This is a genomic window from Pandoraea bronchicola (genome assembly GCF_902459805.1).
Taxonomy (GTDB): Bacteria; Pseudomonadota; Gammaproteobacteria; order Burkholderiales; family Burkholderiaceae; genus Pandoraea; species Pandoraea bronchicola.
This window is the reverse complement of the sequence record NZ_CABPST010000004.1, coordinates 198101-213855: the sequence shown is the minus strand read 5'-3', so window position 1 is coordinate 213855 and position 15755 is coordinate 198101. Positions and strand designations below refer to the sequence as shown.

The following is a 15755-nucleotide window of genomic DNA, read 5'->3' as shown; positions in this document are numbered from 1 at the left end:
ATGGACGCTCTGATCTATACCGCCATGTCGGGCGCGCAGCGCGCACAGCATTCCCAGCAGGTGGTGGCGCACAACCTCGCCAACACCACGACCGCGGGCTTTCGCGCGTCGCTGGCCGTGGCGCAGGCCAACGCCATGCCCGGCACCGGCCTTGCTTCGCGCCACTACGCCGTGCAGGCGCCGGCCGGTCTCGACACCACGCCCGGCGTGCTTGAACCTACGGGGCGCTCGCTCGACGTCGCCATTGATGGCGACGGCTACCTGGTGCTCGCGGCGCGTCCGGAAGACGGCGTGGACGCCGTCTATTCGCGCGGCGGCTCCCTCACGCTCGATGGCAATGGCACCTTGCTGCTGCATGGCCGCCCGGTGCTGGGCGAGGGAGGGCCCATCGCGGTGCCGCCCCATCGCGATCTCGACATCGGCGCAGACGGCACGGTGGCCGTCGTGCTCGAGGGATCGACTGAGCCGGTGCCGGTAGGCCGTCTGCAACGCGTGCTCGCCATGCCCGGCGACATGCGCAGCATCGGCGGTGGCGTGCTCGTGAGCGACGCCGCCACGCTGCCCGGCGACGACGTCGCAGTGCGCGGCGCCCACCTCGAGGCGAGCAACGTCTCGGCCGTGGGGGCGATGGTGCAGAGCATGAACGCGAGCCGCGACTTCGAAATGCAGATGCGCGTGCTCAAGATCGCCGACGACATGGCAGAAGGCGGCAATCGCCTCGTGCGCGGCTAGGCCGCGTCAAATCCCCCAATTTCTATCGAGATGTCATGAATCCCGCACTTCTCATCGCCCGCACGGCGGTTCACGCGCAAGACGCGCAGTTAAAGTCCATTGCCAACAATCTGGCCAATGTGAATACCACGGGCTTCAAGCGCGACCGTCTCGCGTTCGAAGACACGTTCTATAGCGCCCTGCGTCCGGCGGGCGCACGCACGCAGGGTGATACCACCTTGCCGGGCGGCATGTACTTCGGTACTGGCGTGCGGCTCGCCGGCACCCAGAAGCAGTTCGTCAACGGCACCGAGCAAGAGACCCAGAACGAACTGGATGTCGCCATCACCGGGCGCGGTTTTCTGCAAGTCGAAATGCCCGACGGCGAGACCGCTTACACGCGAGCCGGCAATCTCAGGCTCGACGCAGAGGGACGTCTGGTGACGCAGGCCGGGCATGCGCTCGTGGGCGACATCGTCGTGCCGCCCGGTGCGCGCGACCTGACGATCAGTGCCGACGGCGACATCAGTGTTCTCGAGGCCGGCGACACGGCGCCGACGTCGCTCGGACGCCTGCAACTCGCCGACTTTGTGAACCCTTCGGGCCTGCGCCCCATGGGCAGCAACCTGTTTGCGGAGACTGCCTCGAGCGGGCCGGCCATCGAAGGCAATCCGGGGGAAGAGAATCTGGGTCTGTTGCGACAGAAGGCGCTCGAAGGCTCGAACGTCGTGGCGGTTGAAGAAATGGTGAACATGATTACGGCGCAGCGCGCGTATGAAATGAGCACCAAGGTGTTGTCGGCCGCCGACAACATGATGCAGAGCCTCGCGCAGGTCGCGCGATAACGGACGGGGATGATGATGACGGACGCGACCCGCTACCTGCCTTGCGATGCCCGGAGGGCTTATCGCCGCGTGCGCGCGGTGGTCGCGGTTGCGCTTGCCGCCGTGCTCACGGGCTGCGCAGGCTATCTGCCGCCGCAGCTCGAAGAGAGCGACGACCTGCCGAGCGTGACCGAGATGTCGTCGCAAGGGCAGGCAGGCGGCCTCTTTGCCGCCGGGCACGCGCTGTCGCTGACCTCGGACCAGCGCGCGTTTCGCGCGGGCGATGTGCTGACCATCGTGCTGCAGGAGCAGACGCAGGCGAGCAAGCGAGCGGGCACACGGCTCGACAAGCGTAGCGACATGTCGGTCGACGAGATCACGCTGATGGGCAATCCCGTTATCGGCGACTCCGCGCTTGGCGCACGACGTGGCTTTCGCGGCGATAGCTCGAGCACGGCGCAGAACACACTGCGCGGCGCGATCACGGTCGTTGTGCACCGGGTGCTGCCCAGCGGGCTGTTGCATGTGCGCGGTGAGAAGCGTCTGTTCCTGAATCAGGGCGAAGAGACCGTACGGGTGGCGGGTTATGTGCGCGCGGGCGATATCGACACGACCAATCGCGTGTCATCGCTGCGCGTGGCGAATGCACGCATTCAGTATTTCGGCACGGGCGCGCTTGCCGATAGCAACAATCCAGGCTGGCTCACGCGCTTCTTCAACAGCCAGTTCGCGCCGCTCTGAGGGGAAATCGTATGTTCGGAATGCCTGGCGCTCTCGCGCGTTTTCCCCGGTGGTTCAACGCCGTGTCCTTGTCGACGATGATCGCCGCGTTTGCCGGATTCTCGGCGCTGACCGTTGCGCCGGCGGGTCACGCGCAAACCGTGCGCAATTACGTCAACGTGGAAGGCGTGCGCGATAACCAGCTCGTCGGCTACGGTCTGGTCGTGGGGCTTGCCGGGACCGGCGACGGGCCGCGCTCGCGCCACTCCGGCCAGTCGCTCGCCAACCTGCTCAAGCAATTCGGCGTGAGCATGCCCGATAACGTGCAACTTCGTTCGCGCAATGTCGCTGCGGTCATGGTGAGCGCGACGTATCCGTCCGGCTTCCTGCGGGGGCAGACCATCGACGTCACCGTGTCGTCAATGGGCGACGCGCGAAGCCTGCGCGGCGGCACGCTGCTGCTCACCCAGCTTCGTGCGGTCGATGGGCAGACCTATGCGCTCGCGCAAGGCAATCTCGTCGTGAGCGCAATGCAGGCCGAGGGGCGCAGCGGGTCTCGCGTCCAGAAAAACACCCCGACGGCCGGACGCGTTCCCAACGGGGCGACGATCGAGCAGGAGATTCCCGTGCCGGTCGGTGAGGGCGGTGCCATGCGTCTGAGCCTGAAGCGCCCTGACTTCCAGTTGGCGGCGAATATCGCGGACGCCATCAACACGCGCTTTGGCGAGCGTACGGCGCAGGCGAGGAACGGCAGCACGGTCGAGGTGTCGGCACCTGACGACGCCGACGCACGCGTGCGCTTTCTCGCCGATATCCATTCGCTGCCCGTGCCGGGCGTGAGCCGGGTGCCGCGCGCGGTCATCAATGCCCGTTCGGGAACGGTGGTGATCTCGCAGGGCGTGACCGTGCGTCCGGTGGCGGTATCGCACGGCTCGTTGCGCGTGACGGTGACCGAGTCGCCTGTTATCGCCCAGCCAGCGCCCTTCTCGCGCGGCCGTACAGCGCAGGCACAACGCTCGCGCATCGATGTGCAGGAAGACGGTATGGACATTCAGGTCTGGCCGGACGGTGTGGATTTGCAGACCATCGTCGACAGCCTGCGCCGCTCGGGGGCGACCCCCGACGACGTGATCGCGATTCTGCAAGCCCTTGACGAAGCTGGCGCGCTTAACGGCGAGCTGCATGTGATTTGAGATCTCTGATGACGCCGATAACGCACAACCATTTGCTAATTTCCGCTGCCGGGTCGCCTATGCATGATGCGGGCGCGGCACCGTCAGTCCCGAGCGCGAATCTCGAGACCGCCGCCGAGCAGTTCGAAGCGATCTTTGTCGCGCGACTGCTCGGTGAAATGCGGCGGGCCACGCAGGCCTTGCGCGACGATGGCGACGATGCGGGCGGCCTGGGCAAGCGAGACCGTTCGACCGACGGCTTGCATGACTGGGCCGACACGCAGGTCGCACAGGCGCTTGCGTCGCGCCGCGCATTCGGCATTGCCGACACGATCATCCGGCAAATGGCGGGCCGCTGAGCAGGCGCCTCGCTAACCCCGACACGACAGGCACTCAATCATGAATATGCTGAACATCGCCACGCAAGGCGTGAAAACTGCGCAGTCGCTGCTCGATAACGAGTCGCTCAACATCTCGCAGATGAGCAATTCGGCGTACACGCGCCGCAACGTGCGCGTGACGTCGCGCGCCGACGGCACGGTGCAGGCGCAGGAAGTCGTGCGCGTGGCCGGGCTGGAACAGCGGCGTCAGTTGTGGCGTGCCGTGTCCGGCGCCAGCGAGCTTGAGGTGCAGAAGCCACATGCGCACGCGCTGCTCACGCAACTGGGCGGGACCGACGTGGCCAGCGATCCGCTCGGGCTGCGCGACTTCGTCAGGGCGCTCGACCACGAGGCGCAGACGGTCGGCGGCGATGTCCATGCGGACGAAGTCTTCGCCGCGTTGGGGCGTGTCGCCGAACGCGCGAATACGATGTTCGCTGCGTTGGAAGGCATGCGCGAGAACCTCAACCTGGTGCGCGCGGGGGACACCGAAAAGGTGAATCGCCTCACGGTCACGCTTGCCGACCTGAACCGTCTGCACCGGCTGGTGCCGGACGAAGCTGGCCGTCTCGCCATCGAGGATCAACGCGATCAGGCGCTGGGCGAGCTGGCGGCGTTTATCGATGTGGATGTACGAGAGGACACCAGCGGGGGGTATCACGTGCTGACGCGCAGCGGACACCCGCTGGTGCTGGGCAATCGCGCGGCGCAACTCGAAGCCCTGCCGGACGGCGGGTACGCACTCGTTGCGGGCGCATCGCGGGTGAACGTGCCGGTCGACTCGATGGGCGGCCGATTGGGCGGCCACGACAGGTTTCTCTCACGTGAACTGGATCAACGCATCGCGGACGTGACCGACGTCGCGCGCTCGCTGGCGGAACAACTGAACCGGGCGCATGCCGATGATCAGTCGTCGTCCTTCAGCGCAACGCCGCTACTGTCGCTGACCACGGGTCCAAGCGGCGCGCCGCGAATGGAACGCACGCTCGCGACGGCGCAAGGTCTCGACCTCAATGCCGATAGCGTCAACGGTAACGGCAAGACGTTGCAGCGGCTCAAAGGGGCGATCCATGCGTCGGTGTCGCTGCCGGGACGCGTGAGCGGCACCCTCGTCGAAGCCATGAGTGCGCTGGCGGCCGACACCGGCCGCCGCGCGAGTGAAATCGAGGCAAGTCACACGTCTGCCGGTGCGGTGCTGGTGTCCGCACGAACCCAGTTTCAAAAGCAGGCGGGTGTCGACGAGACCGAGGCGGGCGGTGCGCTCATGTCCTACATGAAGCTCTACCGTGCGAACGCCCGGGTGGCGTCCGTTGCCAACGAACTGTTCGACGCCACGCTGGCGATGGTCCGCTGATCTGAGCAACTGTCCGGGAGAGGAAACCACCATGCAAATCAATCATCACTTCAGTCGTTTCGAGCGCGAGCACGTGCTGCGCGACATGAACGAACGGCTGGAGCGCATGACCGACCATGCGCGTGAAGAGAAGCGGGTACTGCGCGCGTCGGACGATCCCGTCGATTTCGAGCGCATCGCTCGCATCGATCGCCAACAGCAGACCCTTGCGAATCGCACCAAGGTCATCGCCAGTCTCGAAGCCGATCTCAAGCAGGCGAGTGTGAGTCTCAAGAGTGCGTATGACCGTCTGCGTGCCTTCAAGAACGAAGTGTCGCTGAAAGCCGATTCGCTGCAGGCCGATGAAGCGCAGGCATCCGCAGGCAAACTTCGGGAACTGATGAACGGCCTTGTTGGCGCGATCAATACCCGTCGAGCCGACGGCAGCTATCTTTTTGCTGGCAGCGGTGCACCCATCAGTGAGACTGCCGGACCGGGCGCTGCGACGGCGAACTACGTGTTGAGCGCGTCCGCGCAAGCCCCGGCGGCTGTCGAGATCGGCGACGGGTTGCACCATACCAACACGTCGCAGGTGTGGCAGGGCATGCCGGATCTGCTCAATCGTCTGGCGGCAGCGGCCGAGTCGCTGACGCGGGCCGGTAACGCAAATCCGGGCACGGTCTCGATGACCGTGCTGCGCGATCTGGCCGAACCGATTGACGATCAGGCCAGACAGATTGCGGACGTCCAGTTCGTCAACGATCACAGCGCAAAGCGTCTTGACGCCGTGCGCAAGGATCATGTGTTGCAGGGCGAGGTGCTGGTGAAGGCCCGCGTCGCCATCGAGGGCAAGAGTGCCACCGAGGCGTTGCCGGAACTGTTGGCCATGTACCGCGCCATTTCCGCCGCGCGCACTGCGCATGCCGAAGTGGGCAAGTTGTCGTTCTTCGATGCTATCTAAGGCGCTCGCCGTGGACTCGTACCGTCTGAGCCAACAGGATGTCGTGCATGGTTGACATCATCCGTGAGATTCCCGGGAGTGCTGCGCTCGACGACGCACTGACTTCGGGGCGTCTGAATCCTCGCAAGGGCGACGCGCCGGAGACCGGCGCGTTGGCGCGTGCGCCCGCCGGCGTAGGCGCGGCGAATGCTGCGTCGGGCGCGACGGGCGGCGCGCGCGTTGGCGCATCGGCGTGGCCCTTGCCGCGGGGCGCAGAGGCTTTCGACAAGCAGCGCGTCGCGCAAGTGACCGAACTGATCTCGCAGCATGCCACGGCCAGCCGTGCGAGTGCCGCTGCGCAATGGTTATCGAAGCTGCACGCCTCGGCGACGGTCGCACTGACGTCGATCTCGCGGTGGCAGGATAGTGACCGGGTCTCGCAAGCACAGGCAAGCCGGGCGCTCGACGCCCTCGGTGCGCAATGGCAGAACCGGGAGCGCGAGAGCCTGGGGACGGTCGACGACCGATTGCATTTCGACGGAAAGGGAAACGTACCGAAACGGTTTACTGTCGATGGCGTTGCCCCTGGGCAATGGCGTGCGTCGAAGGTCGAGCAGATTACGCTTTTCCCCGCCGGGCCTCACAAGGCGGGCGTCGAGATCGATTTGGCGAACGCAGTGTCGCAAGCGGGATTGCGTCGCCGCACGACGCGCGCGTTAGCGGCCTACGGCATCACGCTTGAGCCACCCCCGCCCGAGCGCGGTTGGGTGATGAGCACGTCCGGTAAGGCGTGGCCGTCGCTGGTGTCGCGCTTCGCCATCGCGCAAACGAACGAGGGGGGCGTCGCCCACGCGCGACGCGCAACGCTTCGCGAGGCGCCCGATGCCCTCGCGCCGCAGGCATGGCGTCTCGACGGCGCCGACGCCGTCGCACAGACGCGCCGCGCATTAGCGTCGATGGTCAGAGCCATTCGGGTGTCTCATGCGCTGGCGCAGAAGACGGCGCGGACGTCGACGCAGGCCGTCGGCAAAGTGGCGTTGTCTGGTGAGCGCGCTGCCGCCGATGACGCGGCGTTCGATGTCGCGCTGGCATCGGCGAAGGCATGGACGTCGCGACTGGGCAAGCAGCCACCGTTCGTTGCGCTGACGCTCGCGATGCCTAAAGGTATCCCTGTCACGCGCGCCAATGTGCGTGCGCTGCTGGGTGACGTATAAGGGAGTGTTGCGGGGTTCGGCAGACGAGTTGTCGAACGGTGTGTGCAGATGGGAAAAATCTCCACAAGATTGTATTAACAAAATTCGCGAAGGGACGCCTTTACACGGTGAGGCAGGCAATCCGGTCTGCCAAACTGCTCATCAGAACAAGGAGCCCTAGCAATGTTGACTCTGCATACCAACGTGGCGCAAATGTCGTCGCTGAACTCGCAACGCACCACCGGCGGCAAGCTGAACGCCATCATGCGCGATCTGTCGACCGGCAAGAAGAACGACCTGTACAAGAACGACCCGGCCGCCGCCCGTATCTCGGCCATGCTGAACATGCACGCCAGCGGCACGAAGTCGGCCATTGGCAACATGAAGTATGCGCAGGCAAGCACGCGCGTCGCTCAAGGTGCGCTGGACAAGGCCAATGAACTGCTCGTGACCATGAAGGATCTGGCCACTCAGGCAGCGGATGGCCTGAAGGGCGATGCCGAGAAGGCGGCGCTGCAACAGCAATACACCAACAACTCGCAGGCGTTGAAGGCAATTTTCGACAACACCACCTTCGCCGGCAAGAACCTGCTGAAGATGGAATTCGGTGCCCGTGCCACCGGTTTGCTGGCTTCCGGCAGCATCGATCTTCAGGTGGGTGCAGGCGCAGGGGAAACGAAGAAGCTCGACATCAGCACTGAACTCGGTGGTCTGTTCTCGACCATCGGCGGCGTGACGGCGCAGTTTGGAACGGTGGCTGGACGCCCGTTCGCCGTGGGTGACACGCTGGCGAGCAAAATGGGCTTCGACGGTGCCGGCGCCGGCAACGATGCCGCCCGAGCATTGGTGAACGAGCTGCGCACGAAGCCTGGGATGGCTGCGATCTTGAGCACTACGCATTCCTCAGGAGAGACTTGGGAAGCCAAGCTGACCGCGGATTTGGAAACGATTGCGGAAACCAGTACCTACGCCACGGCGGGCGCTGTTGCAACGGCTTTTGAAGCCGCGATGAACAACTTGACCAACAGCAACACCACGTTGACGTCTGTTCAACAGGCGCAGGTCAGAGTGGCAATGGATGACTTGCTGCGCGCCAAGGCGGAGCCGGCCGCTACCCAGTTGGTTGACGGCAGTGCTGCCTCGAACGCCATTGGCGGTCTCGAGACGGCCATCGCTCAACTCGCCACTGTGCAGGCCAGCATCGGTGCAATGATGATGGATCTGGATGGCCGTGAGGAAGTGCAATCGGTGCTGCTGCAAAACACCAGCGAAGCGAACGCCCGCATGAAGGAAGTGGACTTCGCCGAGTCGGTGTCGGAGCTGACCAAGCTGCAAACGCAGATGAACGTGAACCTGCAAATGCTGCAAAAGGCCGGCGAAATGCCGGGCATGATCCAGATGCTGCTGCGTTAATGGCGCCGCACCGGCCGGTGATGTCTTCCGGCCGGATAGTCTGAATATGAGAGAGCCAACGGTTTCATGCCGTTGGCTCTTTTGTCGTTTGCGCAAGACGGTTCAGTCAAGGAAGCGTTCGAGAATGTCGTCGCCTGCTTCATCCCGTTCGCCAGTCGGCGACCAGCACCGCCCCGCTCTCGATTGACTCGCGCCAGCGTTCGACGGAGATTCCCAACGCCAATAAGTCGTCTGCCGAAAACGCGTTCTCGCGCGTGCGGCCGCGGATGTCGATACAGATGGCCGCGTCATCCGGATGTGCGGCCCGATAAGTCCGTTCTGTCATGAAACTACCTCATTTTCGTGAATGCCAAGATGCCCCGGCGAAGACGGCATGCGCGGCGCTTCAACGATATGCCGAATCCGATGCCAAAAAAAACGCCAACGACATCATGCCGTTGGCGCGTCTTCGCTGCGGACTCACCTGCGGGTCTTCAAACGCCCGTCACCCCAACGTTCCCGCCACCTCGATTTCCTTCGATTGCGGCACTTCGTTATACGAGAGCACATGCAGGCCGCTCGCAAACATGCGCGCGTACCGCGCGAGCAGCGGGCGGAGTTGCGGCATGACGAGCAGGACCGGCGCGCGTCCCGTTTGCTTCATGTTTTCGCGTGCCTGTGGCATGTGGGACTGCAACTGCTCGAGCAGTTGCGGATCGAGCGGGAAGGCATCGGAGGTCGTCTTGCCCGCCTGCTGTGCTGCCGTATAAGCGCCCAGCAGCAGGTTCTCGAGATCCGTCGTGAGCTGGTAGACATGCAGTGTCGGTTCATCGCCGATCAGCCCGTGTACCAGCCGTCGCTTGAGCGCACTGCGCGCCTCGGCGGCCAGCACCAGCGGGTCCTTGCTGATGGCCGACGCATTGACCAGCGCCGTCGCCAGCACGTCGATATCCTGCAACGAGACCGCTTCGGCGAGCAACAGACGAATGACCGCCAATTGCTGCTGATGCGTGAGCGCCTTGTCCAGGGCATCGGCCAGTGCCGGCGACAGTTCACGCAGCCGCTCGCTGAGCGACGTCACATCCTGATAAGTGAAGAGGTCGGCCAGATGCGTTTTCATCGCTTCCTGAACGTGCGTGGCGATCACGCCCGCAGGATCGACGATCTGATAACCCAGACCCAGCGCATGCGCGCGTTGCTCGGGCTCGATCCACACCACGGGCATGCCGAACGACGGATCGATGGCGGGCATGCCGTCGAGTTCGCCGTAGCAATCGGGCGCGGCAATCGCCATGAGCCGATCATGCGGCAGCGACGCGCTGGCAACGCGCACGCCGCCAACGTCGATGGCATATTCGCTGGCGCCGAGTCCGAGACCCGTATCGAGTCTGACCGCCGGCACGACGAAGCCCATCGCCTGCGACAGCGTCTGCCGCATGCCATAAAGACGCTGCACGAGCGGCGCGCCTTCGCGCTTGTCCACGAGCCCCACGATCTGGTAGCCGAGACTGACCGTCACCGCTGAGACGAACGGCAGTTGCTGCCACGTGAGTGCGGGCGGCTCGTGCGCCGTGAGTGCGGCTTCCAGGGCTTCGGTGTCGTCTGCTGCGTCGGGCGAACGCCGCTGACTCACGCGCCATGCGACAAACGCCATGACCGCCGCAAACGCGAGGAACGGCAGGGTCGGCATGCCGGGGATCAGCGCCAGAATGAACATCAGCACCGCCACGCTCGACAGCACGGCGGGCGACGCCAGCAACTGGTCGCCGACCTGCTTTTCGAAGTCGCCCGCATCGGACACGCGCGTGACGATGATGGCGGCGGCCGCCGAGAGCAGCAATGCGGGAATCTGCGCGACCAGACCGTCGCCGATGGTGAGCAGCGAGTACTGACGGAAGGCGTCGCCCGCGCTCATGTCGTGCATCGTCACGCCGATGGCGGCACCGCCGATCAGGTTGATGAGCAGGATCAGGATGCTGGCGATGGCATCTCCACGGACGAACTTCGATGCGCCGTCCATGGCGCCATAGAAGTCGGCTTCGGCGCTCACCTCGCGACGGCGCGACTGCGCGGCCTCCTGATTGATGAGGCCCGCGTTCAGGTCGGCATCGATCGCCATTTGCTTGCCGGGCAGCGCATCGAGCGTGAAGCGTGCCGAGACTTCCGAGATGCGCTCCGCCCCCTTGGTGACGACCACGAAGTTGATGATCATCAGGATCACGAACACCACCAAGCCCACGACGAAGTTGCCGCCGATGACCACGTTACCGAACGATTCGATCACGCTGCCCGCCGCGTGCGTGCCTTCGTTGCCGTTGAGCAGCACCACGCGCGTGGAGGCAACGTTCAACGTCAGACGCATGAGCGTGGTAGCGAGAATGACCGTCGGGAAGACAGAGAAATCGAGCGGACGCCGCACCGACAGGCTCACCAGAATCACAACCATCGACAGCACGATGTTGAACGTGAAGAGCGTGTCGAGCAGCAGCGGCGGCAGCGGCAGGATCACCATCGCGAGGATCGCGAAGACGAGGAGCGGCGTCAGAAATTTGTGACGCCGAAGATCGGTCAGAAGTCGGCTCATAAGTTCAGGGATTCAGTCGCGTAGAGGGTGGATCGGAGAGCGTTGCAGGCACGGCAGGCGTGTCCGGACGGTCGGGTTGTGTGGTGCGCTCGCCAAGGCGCCAGGCGCGCAGTTGCAGCACATAGGCCAGAATCACGGCGACCGCGTCGTAAAGCGCGGCGGGAATCTGCTGGTTGACCTGGCTGGTGTGGTACAGCGCTCGTGCAAGCGGCGGGGCGCTCACGACGTCGATCTTGTGATCGCGCGCGATCTGGCGCAGCACGCCGGCCATCTCGTCAAGGCCGCGCGCCACGACATACGGTGCCTGTGCCCGCTCGGTGTCGTACTTGAGCGCAATGGCGTAGTGGGTCGGGTTGACGATCACCACGTCGGCCGTGGGCACCACGCGGCGTAGGCTGCGCTCGGCCATGCGCCGCTGGATCTGGCGAATGCGCTGTTTGACTTCGGGGCGTCCCTCCGTCTGCTTGTGTTCGTTCTTTACCTCCTGCTTGCTCATGCGTTGGTCGCGCATGAACAGGAAGCGTTGTAACGGCAGATCGAGCAGCGCGAACGCGACGAAGGCGCCCCCCAGCAGGAGCACGGCGTCGCGCAGCAGCCATAAGCCCACGGTAATCGCCTCGCCCGGTGCGCTCGCCTGCAACGCGAGCAAGTCGTCCCAGCGCGCCCGAATGGCAAGAATCAGCACCGTCACGACCAGGGCGACCTTGAGGATGGCGGTGCCGACCTGCGCGTAGTGCTTCATCGAGACCAGCCGGCCGAGGTTCGCCTTGGGCGAGAGACGTTGCCATTTCGGCTTGAGCAGCGTCGTGCTGAAGACGTAACCGCCGGGCAGCATGGCCGCTACGCCGATGCACAGCGGAATGGCCGCCAGCGGCGCGATGAGTTTGACGAGCAGCCACATCGCGGCCGGCAGCAGGGCCGTCCACGCGTCGTCGAAGCCGATGCCCGCGAGGTCGGCGAACGCCGCAGCGTAGAGCGAGCGGAACTTGTCGAGTTGCGCGGGCGCGGTGACGGCAATCACCGCCACGCTGGCCATGATGCCCACCGCAGTGGCCGTATCGCGCGAGCGTGCCACTTGCCCTTGCTCACGCGCGCGGCGCAGCTTCTGGTGGGACGCGGCTTCGGACTTGTCGCCCGTGTCTTGGGTCGTCATGGGCTCAATCCGGTCGTGCGACGGCGCCCAGCGAGTCGAGAACGCGCTCGGTCAACGTCAGATAATGGGCCGGCAAGGCGGGTATCACGGCCGAGAGCACGACCAGCCCGACGAGCGTTGTGACAGCAAAGCCCAGGGAAAACAGATTCAAGGCTGGCGCGGCGCGATTGAGCAACCCGAGACCGAATTGCACGATGAAGGTCGTCAGCACGACGGGCAATGCCAGCGTGATGGCGGCAGCCAGCGTCCAGCCGAGTGCACGCAGCAGTCCCGTCAGGTGGGCGAGCGGCAGTCCGCCACCGATAGGCCAGATCTCGAAGCTGCGGCCGACGACGGACACGGCGATCAGATGGGCGTCGGCGATGAAAAACAGCAATGTGCCGAGGAAGACCATCAGCAGCGAAACCGGTTCGCTGGCCTCGCCGTTCATCGGATCGTTCATGGCCGCCATCGCCAATCCCATTTGCGACGCGCACAGATAGCCCACGAGCGTGAGCAGACTGCGCACGATGAAGAAGGCCAGCCCGAGGCACGCACCGATGATCGCCTGTTCCGCAGCGAGGGCAATGCCCGCGAGCGAGAACGGATCGGTCGGCGGCATGCCGCTTCGGGCGAACACGGGCCACAGCGCCAGGCTGAGCACCAGCGCCACCAGCACGCGCCAGCGCATCGGCACCACGCCCTCGCCAACGAGAGGCAGCATGCTCAGGGCCGCGACAAAGCGGCAGAATGGCCGCCACAGCATGACGAGCTGCGCGGGCCACTGGGCGAGCCAGCCTTCGAGGCCGGGCCATGCGGCAAAGGGAAGGGGAAACGGCATGATCGTTCGTCCGGCAGCGGGCGTCGGTGGCGCCAAGCGCTAACCGGCCAGTGAGGCCGCGCGGGCGAAGGTTTCGGCGGCGAAGTCGGTGAGCCTGCCCGCCAGCCATGGCGCAGCGAGCCCGAGCGTGATCAGGGTGACGATCAGGCGCGGCAGGAACGACAGCGTTTGTTCGTTGATCTGCGTGGCCGCCTGAAACAGCGCCACCACCAACCCCATGACGAGGCTCGGCACGATCAGTACGAGCACGATGACGATGACGAGCCGCAGCGCGTCCAGTCCGATGTCGATGGCAATATCGCTGGTGAGCATAACGTTCTCCTCAGACGGCCTGCACGCTGGTCACGAGCGTGCTGACGGTGAGTGTCCAGCCGTCGATGAGCACAAACAGCAAGAGCTTGAGCGGCAGCGAGACGACCAGTGGCGAGAGCATCATCATGCCCATGGCCATCAGCACCGAAGCCACCACCAGATCGATGACGAGAAACGGCACGAAGAGCATGGCGCCGACCTGAAACGCCGTTTTCAGCTCGCTCAGCAGGAAGGCCGAGGCCTTGACCAGAAAACTATGGGCTTGCGGCTGCGCAACGTCGGTCTCACCGGTCAGCCGGGCCATCAGGTCGAGCGACGTCTGACGCGTTTGCGCGAGCATGAAGCGCGAAAGCGGTGCTTCACCCGCATGGATTGCCTCGGTCAGCGTGATCCGGTTCTCGTCGTAGGGCACGACAGCTTGTGTCCAGATTGCCTCGCCGACGGGGCGCATGACGAGCAAGCTGAGCAGCAATGCCATGCCGGTAAGCACGCGCGCGGGCAGCCCCTGCTGAAGTCCGAGCGCCTGACGCAGCAGGGCAAGGATGATGGCAAAGCGCACGAACGTGGTCATCACCATCAGCAGCATGGGCAGCAGGCCCAGCAGCGTCATCAGGATGAGCAACTGGGTCTTGACGGTGAAGTCGGTGGTGCCGCCCTGCGAGCGCAGGCGCATCAGCTCGCCAGCCTCATCGGCCCGCGCGCCGGTGGCGAACAGGGCGAACCCGATCGCCAGAATCGCGAGCACGAAGGTCTCCGAGGCGCACAGCGGAAAGCCGCGCGCCTTGAGCGGACGCACCAACCGCCGATGCACGACCTGTAGGGCGGCTTTCATCGGGCGAGACGATCCAGCTCGAGTGCGTCGAGCGTGAGGATCTTCAGTCCGTATTGCGCGCCCGAGGCGACGACCTCAGCGAGGCCTACCGGCACGCCGTTGACCAACACGGCAAGCGGCGCGCCCGCGGCGCGGTCGAGACTCAGCACGTCGTCGGCGCGCAGGGCCGCAAGCTCACCCAGGGTGAGGCGTGTCGCCCCGACTTCGAGCGTGAGTTTCACGGGCACGCGGCGCAGCGTCTCGCGCATGGCCAGCGGGGCCGGCGCCGCACCGGTAGCTTGCGACAGCTGGGCCGGCGGCGTCGAATGCTCGCCCGCGCTGCCAAGCCAGTCGCCGGAAAGGTCGTCGGCGAGATCGTCCAGGGCAGGCAGATCGTCGATGAGCGCGTCCGGGCGCAGGTCGGCCGCATCGGCGGCGCCAAGCGCCTGGCCGGAAAGATCGTGAGGGAAGTTGTCAGACATGGGAACCTTACTCAAGAGTTTGGAAGTGCGTGAGGCACAGGTGCGCATCGCGCTCGATGATGTCGGCGCTCATCAGTGGGTCGTTGTCCACGCAAACGAGCGCGCGTTGCACGAAACGCACGGGCAACACATCGCCCGGTTGCGCGTCGAGCAGTGCGCCTAGCGACAGGTCGACATCGAGCCAATGCGCACTCAGACGCACCGGAATCGTGGCGATGTCGCACGCCGGCCGGGTGTGCGGTGCAGCGCGTTCGCTCGCATCGGGACCCAGCATCGTGAGCCAGCGGCGTGCGTCTTCTGCCGCAAGCCGGAAGGTGACGGTGCCCAACGGTGCGTCACCGCCGCGATCCGCAATGTGCGCGCCGATCCACAGGGATGCGGGTGTCATTCGCGGATCGGGGTCGATCGTCTCGACATCCGCCGGGACCGGCGCCATCTCGGACGAGACGGCCTGACGCAGCGCATCGAGCATTTGCCTCGCAAAGCGTGTGACGAAGCGCTCGTAAGTCGCCGCAGGCGGCGTGGCATGCAAGGCGGGCGGGCCGACGAAGTCGTCTGCGTCGTAGCGCAAACGGAATGCGTCGCGCAACAGGCCGGCGTCGAGCGCCACGTCGATGCAATGACCCTCGACACGAAACCGTTGCACGATGACGTCGGCGGTGTCAGGGGCGCTGGCGCTCACTGACATGGCAGCGACGCGCCACGCCATAGCATGACGATGACGCACGTGCTGCGGTAATTGGACATCGAGGCGCGAGCGCAGCCGCTCGGTCAGAGGATCGAGGAGCTGTGTCGGCTGTCCGAGCCGGCACGGATCGAGTGCCCGGATCGCGCCGGGCGGCGTAGGCGCGTGCATTGTGTTCATTTGATGGATAGACGGTTCGCAGCGCTTCTGCGCGCAGGGAAGTTCGCATCCTAAAGGCGTCAC

The 15755-nt window shown here is 65.0% G+C and carries 17 protein-coding genes; 9 read left to right on the top strand and 8 right to left on the bottom strand.

Annotated features, from left to right (window positions below; all coding sequences use genetic code 11):
- From PBR20603_RS11065 to PBR20603_RS11025, 9 genes are all read left to right on the top strand, one after another.
- Positions 1 to 732 (top strand): flagellar basal body rod protein FlgF, encoded by a 732-nt coding sequence (locus PBR20603_RS11065; protein ID WP_150559570.1) that lies wholly within the window; start codon positions 1 to 3, stop codon positions 730 to 732.
- Between the two features lie 35 nt (positions 733 to 767).
- Entirely contained in the window at positions 768 to 1556 is a 789-nt protein-coding gene (gene flgG / locus PBR20603_RS11060; protein WP_150559569.1) for a flagellar basal-body rod protein FlgG, read from the top strand.
- Between the two features lie 15 nt (positions 1557 to 1571).
- The gene (gene flgH / locus PBR20603_RS11055) at positions 1572 to 2276 is read left to right on the top strand and encodes a flagellar basal body L-ring protein FlgH (RefSeq protein ID WP_150559674.1); all 705 of its coding nucleotides are present in this window, start codon (positions 1572 to 1574) and stop codon (positions 2274 to 2276) included.
- Positions 2277 to 2296: 20 nt separating this feature from the next.
- Complete coding sequence (locus tag PBR20603_RS11050; RefSeq protein WP_425495807.1) at positions 2297 to 3448, top strand: flagellar basal body P-ring protein FlgI; 1152 nt, start codon at positions 2297 to 2299, stop codon at positions 3446 to 3448.
- A gap of 8 nt (positions 3449 to 3456) precedes the next feature.
- A complete protein-coding gene (locus PBR20603_RS11045) occupies positions 3457 to 3786 on the top strand; it encodes a rod-binding protein (RefSeq protein WP_150559568.1) in 330 nt (109 codons plus the stop codon).
- A 40-nt stretch (positions 3787 to 3826) separates the two neighbouring features.
- Positions 3827 to 5161 carry a FlgK family flagellar hook-associated protein gene (locus PBR20603_RS11040; RefSeq protein ID WP_150559567.1) on the top strand — a complete coding sequence of 445 codons (1335 nt, stop codon included), beginning with the start codon at positions 3827 to 3829 and terminating at the stop codon, positions 5159 to 5161.
- 31 nt (positions 5162 to 5192) lie between these two features.
- Positions 5193 to 6101, top strand: a complete 909-nt coding sequence (locus PBR20603_RS11035; RefSeq protein WP_150559566.1) for a hypothetical protein — start codon at positions 5193 to 5195, stop codon at positions 6099 to 6101.
- Positions 6102 to 6148: 47 nt separating this feature from the next.
- Positions 6149 to 7294 carry a hypothetical protein gene (locus tag PBR20603_RS11030; RefSeq protein ID WP_150559565.1) on the top strand — a complete coding sequence of 382 codons (1146 nt, stop codon included), beginning with the start codon at positions 6149 to 6151 and terminating at the stop codon, positions 7292 to 7294.
- Between the two features lie 162 nt (positions 7295 to 7456).
- Entirely contained in the window at positions 7457 to 8686 is a 1230-nt protein-coding gene (locus PBR20603_RS11025; RefSeq protein WP_150559564.1) for a flagellin N-terminal helical domain-containing protein, read from the top strand.
- A gap of 139 nt (positions 8687 to 8825) precedes the next feature.
- Here the strand turns inward: PBR20603_RS11025 and PBR20603_RS11020 are convergent, their stop codons facing one another.
- The 8 genes from PBR20603_RS11020 to PBR20603_RS10985 all read right to left on the bottom strand — a co-directional run bounded on the left by PBR20603_RS11020 (position 8826) and on the right by PBR20603_RS10985 (position 15692).
- Entirely contained in the window at positions 8826 to 9011 is a 186-nt protein-coding gene (locus PBR20603_RS11020) for a hypothetical protein (protein WP_217425952.1), read from the bottom strand.
- A 159-nt stretch (positions 9012 to 9170) separates the two neighbouring features.
- Positions 9171 to 11249 (bottom strand): flagellar biosynthesis protein FlhA, encoded by a 2079-nt coding sequence (locus PBR20603_RS11015; RefSeq protein WP_150559563.1) that lies wholly within the window; start codon positions 11247 to 11249, stop codon positions 9171 to 9173.
- Between the two features lie 4 nt (positions 11250 to 11253).
- Positions 11254 to 12402, bottom strand: coding sequence for an EscU/YscU/HrcU family type III secretion system export apparatus switch protein (locus PBR20603_RS11010; protein WP_150559562.1), 1149 nt, complete (start codon positions 12400 to 12402; stop codon positions 11254 to 11256).
- A gap of 4 nt (positions 12403 to 12406) precedes the next feature.
- Positions 12407 to 13222 carry a flagellar biosynthetic protein FliR gene (locus tag PBR20603_RS11005; RefSeq protein ID WP_246174544.1) on the bottom strand — a complete coding sequence of 272 codons (816 nt, stop codon included), beginning with the start codon at positions 13220 to 13222 and terminating at the stop codon, positions 12407 to 12409.
- 39 nt (positions 13223 to 13261) lie between these two features.
- Entirely contained in the window at positions 13262 to 13534 is a 273-nt protein-coding gene (locus PBR20603_RS11000; RefSeq protein ID WP_150559561.1) for a flagellar biosynthetic protein FliQ, read from the bottom strand.
- 10 nt (positions 13535 to 13544) lie between these two features.
- Positions 13545 to 14333 carry a flagellar type III secretion system pore protein FliP gene (locus PBR20603_RS10995; RefSeq protein ID WP_425495806.1) on the bottom strand — a complete coding sequence of 263 codons (789 nt, stop codon included), beginning with the start codon at positions 14331 to 14333 and terminating at the stop codon, positions 13545 to 13547.
- 29 nt (positions 14334 to 14362) lie between these two features.
- Positions 14363 to 14827, bottom strand: a complete 465-nt coding sequence (locus PBR20603_RS10990) for a FliM/FliN family flagellar motor switch protein (RefSeq protein ID WP_174977881.1) — start codon at positions 14825 to 14827, stop codon at positions 14363 to 14365.
- Positions 14828 to 14834: 7 nt separating this feature from the next.
- Entirely contained in the window at positions 14835 to 15692 is an 858-nt protein-coding gene (locus PBR20603_RS10985; protein WP_150559559.1) for a FliM/FliN family flagellar motor switch protein, read from the bottom strand.
- Positions 15693 to 15755 lie beyond the last annotated feature (63 nt).

Coding starts and splice junctions, on each gene's coding strand:
- PBR20603_RS11045 (WP_150559568.1), top strand. CDS start 3,457: ATGACGCCGATAACGCACAACCATTTGCTAATTTCCGCTGCCGGGTCG.
- PBR20603_RS10990 (WP_174977881.1), bottom strand. CDS start 14,827: ATGTCTGACAACTTCCCTCACGATCTTTCCGGCCAGGCGCTTGGCGCC.
- PBR20603_RS11020 (WP_217425952.1), bottom strand. CDS start 9,011: ATGACAGAACGGACTTATCGGGCCGCACATCCGGATGACGCGGCCATC.
- PBR20603_RS11000 (WP_150559561.1), bottom strand. CDS start 13,534: ATGCTCACCAGCGATATTGCCATCGACATCGGACTGGACGCGCTGCGG.
- PBR20603_RS11030 (WP_150559565.1), top strand. CDS start 6,149: ATGGTTGACATCATCCGTGAGATTCCCGGGAGTGCTGCGCTCGACGAC.
- PBR20603_RS11050 (WP_425495807.1), top strand. CDS start 2,297: ATGCCTGGCGCTCTCGCGCGTTTTCCCCGGTGGTTCAACGCCGTGTCC.
- flgH (WP_150559674.1), top strand. CDS start 1,572: ATGACGGACGCGACCCGCTACCTGCCTTGCGATGCCCGGAGGGCTTAT.
- PBR20603_RS11035 (WP_150559566.1), top strand. CDS start 5,193: ATGCAAATCAATCATCACTTCAGTCGTTTCGAGCGCGAGCACGTGCTG.
- PBR20603_RS11025 (WP_150559564.1), top strand. CDS start 7,457: ATGTTGACTCTGCATACCAACGTGGCGCAAATGTCGTCGCTGAACTCG.
- PBR20603_RS10985 (WP_150559559.1), bottom strand. CDS start 15,692: ATGAACACAATGCACGCGCCTACGCCGCCCGGCGCGATCCGGGCACTC.
- PBR20603_RS11010 (WP_150559562.1), bottom strand. CDS start 12,402: ATGACGACCCAAGACACGGGCGACAAGTCCGAAGCCGCGTCCCACCAG.
- PBR20603_RS11040 (WP_150559567.1), top strand. CDS start 3,827: ATGAATATGCTGAACATCGCCACGCAAGGCGTGAAAACTGCGCAGTCG.
- PBR20603_RS11065 (WP_150559570.1), top strand. CDS start 1: ATGGACGCTCTGATCTATACCGCCATGTCGGGCGCGCAGCGCGCACAG.
- PBR20603_RS11015 (WP_150559563.1), bottom strand. CDS start 11,249: ATGAGCCGACTTCTGACCGATCTTCGGCGTCACAAATTTCTGACGCCG.
- flgG (WP_150559569.1), top strand. CDS start 768: ATGAATCCCGCACTTCTCATCGCCCGCACGGCGGTTCACGCGCAAGAC.
- PBR20603_RS11005 (WP_246174544.1), bottom strand. CDS start 13,222: ATGCCGTTTCCCCTTCCCTTTGCCGCATGGCCCGGCCTCGAAGGCTGG.